At 69.4% G+C, this 3,455-nt stretch carries 2 protein-coding genes and 1 tRNA gene; 2 read left to right on the forward strand and 1 reads right to left on the reverse strand.

From position 1 onward, the window contains the following. The coding region (locus tag Q0A33_RS02950; protein WP_291792863.1) for a DUF3662 domain-containing protein at positions 1 to 515 on the reverse strand (515 nt) is incomplete at its 3' end. A gap of 631 nt (positions 516 to 1,146) precedes the next feature. Here Q0A33_RS02950 and Q0A33_RS02955 point away from each other — a divergent pair. Together Q0A33_RS02955 and Q0A33_RS02960 are read left to right on the forward strand one after the other, a co-directional pair. Then, positions 1,147 to 1,230, forward strand: a tRNA-Leu gene (locus Q0A33_RS02955). A 425-nt stretch (positions 1,231 to 1,655) separates the two neighbouring features. After that, positions 1,656 to 3,422: an amino acid carrier protein gene (locus tag Q0A33_RS02960; RefSeq protein WP_291792864.1), complete on the forward strand. Its 1,767-nt coding sequence runs from the start codon at positions 1,656 to 1,658 to the stop codon at positions 3,420 to 3,422. The last annotated feature ends 33 nt before the right edge of the window (positions 3,423 to 3,455 follow it).

Raw genomic sequence — 3,455 nt, forward strand, 5'->3', positions numbered from 1 at the left:
GCCGCGGGCTGGACCGGGTGGCCGCTGCTGGAGATCGGTGTGGGACCGGACTGAGCGGCGTACTCCTCCGGCACGACGGGGTTGGAGCGGGACGGCGGATCGTAGCCGCCGCGGTTGGCCGGCTGTGCGGCGGGTGAGCCGTCGGGTCGGCGGGTGGCGGCGCGGACGCGGTACATCCCGGTGTCCAGGTCGTCGGCCACCTCGAAGGTGACGGAGACGGGGCCCACGAAGCTGTAGCCCTGCTCGATGGCGTGCTCGCCCACGACCTGCCGGAGGTCCTGGCGGAGTTCGGAGGAGACCGGCTCCAGACGTTCGAAGTCCGCGTTCGACAGCTCCACCGCGTAGGCGTTGGCCGTGAGGGTGCGACCGCGGGAGACCACGGCGGCGCGGTTGTCCGCTTCCCGGCGGATGGCCGAGGCGAGCTCGACGGGTTCCACCTGTGAGCGGAAGGCCTTGGCGAAGGCGCCGTTCACAACGCGGTCGATGCCCTTCTCGAAGGCGTCGAAAACTCCCACGCGGCCTCCTTCCTTCACCTTGTGGACAGCCGGGGGCTGTCGTCCGTGCAATGCTTCCGAGGCCGGGGCGGGCCGAACTCCGTCCGTCGATCCGCTTCTCTGCCGGCTCGGTCTCCGCTGGAGCGGGAGGCCCGGTGCGCCCGCCGGCGGGTGGCCGGTGTGCGCGTGCGTTCCCTCAGCTCCAGCGGGGCCGCTCGCCCCTCGCCGCGGAGCAGGTCCGACAGGCGGCCGGGCCGCCGGCGCCGGAGGGCGCGTGCGGGGCAGGTCCTGGGCGGACCACGGCCGGATGTCGAGCGCACTACCGCGGGAAGAGCGACACGTCAGCACTCCATGCTAACGCGATGAGCCTAGGACCTCACTATGAGAGCGCGGTCCAGGCGAGCTGAGTGCGTGGGAGGGCGCCCCGCGGGTTCGTCGCTCCGCACGTGTCGCACCTTTGCATGCTGTGCGCATGTGCACGCCTATGCACACCGTGCAAAGGTGCGACACGTGGGCGTGGAAAGCGCTGCGGTGGGCGGTGTTTCCGGTGAGAGCGCCCGTGAGCGAACCCGCCCGCATGCATGTGAGGGAGGTCACGGCTCTCCGGTTGGCGCTCCGTTCCGGGCGCTGGTAATGTTCAATCTCGTTGTTCGCGCGAGTGGCGGAATTGGTAGACGCGCTGGCTTCAGGTGCCAGTGATCGCAAGGTCGTGGGGGTTCAAGTCCCCCCTCGCGCACAGTGAGCGGAAGGCCCCGGAGGAATCCGGGGCCTTCTTCGCGTCTCCGGCAGGGGTGCGTCGCCATCCGCCCCGAGGACGGTTGTGTGCCGCCATCCGCCCCGAGGGGTGCTGGTCTGGCAAGTCGTCCCGCGTGTGTCTCCCGGATCCTCGACTTCGTCCCCGAGGCCCTCCCGGCTCAGGGTCCGCTCTTCGCTCGTGTGTCCGTGCGGGTGACAGGAGGGTGACGGTGGAGTGACCTGAAGCACTCAATTCCTCATGGGATCCCAGTGCCTCTCACCAGCGGATATGTGGACCCATCCCATTTTGCGGACTTAGATGTCCTGCCATGCGGGCGCTGAGCGCAAGGCGGATTGCTACTGTTCAGGACAGGCGCCGATGCCGGACCGACACTCCGGCCGTATCGCTACCCCGCGCCCATACAGATGGATACCGACACAGCTCCCACTTCCCAGGCCGATGCTCCCCTCGCCGTGAACCCGGTCGCTGGAGGCAGCCCGGTCGCCGGAGATCCGGCCACCGGCGACCAGATCCTCGCCGGCGGCGTCGACGGCGCGATCGACACCTACTTCGGACCGGTCGCGGATGCGCTCTCGGCCGTCGTCTTCTACGAGCTCCCCCTGCCGGGCGGCTTCGGCCTCCCGCTCATCGTCCTCTGGCTGATGGTCGCTGCGGTGTTCATCACCGTCTACCTGCGCTTCCAGCCCATCACAGGCCTCAAGCACTCCCTGCGGGTGATCCGGGGGAAGGCCACGCGCAAGACGGACCCCGGCGAGGTCTCGTCCTTCCAGGCCCTCGCCACGGAGCTCTCCGGCACCGTGGGCCTGGGGAACATCGCCGGTGTCGCGGTCGCCATCACGATCGGCGGTCCCGGTGCGGCGCTCTGGATCTTCGCGTTCGGCTTCTTCGGCATGAGCATGAAGATGGCGGAGGCCACGCTGGGCGTGAAGTACCGGCGCATCGAGGCGGACGGCCGTGTGGCCGGTGGTCCCATGTACTACCTGCGAGACGGTCTCAAGGAGATCGGCAGGCCCGGGCTGGGGAGGTTCCTCGCGATCTTCTACGCCGTCGCCACCCTCATCGGAGTGTTTGGCGCCGGCAACCTCTTCCAGGCGAACCAGGTCACCGCGGCCGTCGTAGGCGCCACGGGAGGGGATTCCAGCTGGCTCGCGGACAAGCTCTGGATCGTCGGAGTGCTCATCGCGGTCCTCACCGGGTTCGTGATCCTGGGCGGCATCAGGAAGATCGCGGACTGGACCTCGGCCATCACCCCTCTCATGGCGGTCCTCTACTTCGTGGGGGCCGTCGCCGTCATCCTCGTGCACATCGCGAATCGGCCGGGGGCGTGCGTCCTCCTGTTCGAGGGGGCCTTCACCGGTGAGGGGGGCGCCGGCGGCATCGTCGGCGTGGCGATCGTGGGCATCCAGCGCGCGCTGTTCTCCAACGTCGCCGGCGTCGGCACCGCCGGGATGGCGCATTCGGCGTCCAAGACGACCGACCCGGCCACGGAGGGCTACACGGCCATGTGGGAGCCGCTCGTCGACTCCATGATCATCTGCATGCTCACCGCTCTGGCCATCATCACATCCGGCCTCTACGACGTGGAGACGGACGGTTCGGACGAGGCCGGGGTGCAGCTCGCCACGAGCGCCTTCTCCTCCGTCACCCCGTGGTTCGGCACGCTGCTCACGGTGTGCGTCATCCTGTTCGGCTTCTCCACGATCCTCGCCTATGCCTACTACGGGCAGCGCGCGGTCGGCTTCCTCACGGGTGAGAGCCGGAGGGCGGACAAGATCTTCCAGGTGGCGTGGGTGCTGGCGATCGTCCTGGGCGCCTCGGCCTCCCTCAGCTCCGTCATCGCCTTCTCCGACGCGATGCTGTTCCTCATGGCGGTGCCGAACCTGCTGGGCATCTACTTCCTCTCGCGGATCGTGCGCCTGGAGATCCTGCGCTACCGGACCCGCGCCCGTGCCGGGATGCTGGAGGAGATTCCCGAGGACCTGCAGGTGGGCATGCGGAACCATGAGCCCACCAGGGTGCAGGTGCGCGAGGAGAAGGCGCGCCTCACCGCGGTGAAGGAGCGGCAGCGCGCCGTCCGCCGGGAGTTCAGGAAGGTGCAGGAGGCGCGCCGAGGCCGCGGGGCGGGCCAGCGCAGGCGCCGTCTCGCCGAGGGCGACACCGCCGCCGAGTGACCCGAGGCGGAGGAACCCGAGGCCGCCCCGCCC

The organism is Brevibacterium sp., from assembly GCF_022712115.1.
Classification (GTDB): domain Bacteria; phylum Actinomycetota; class Actinomycetes; order Actinomycetales; family Brevibacteriaceae; genus Brevibacterium; species Brevibacterium salitolerans.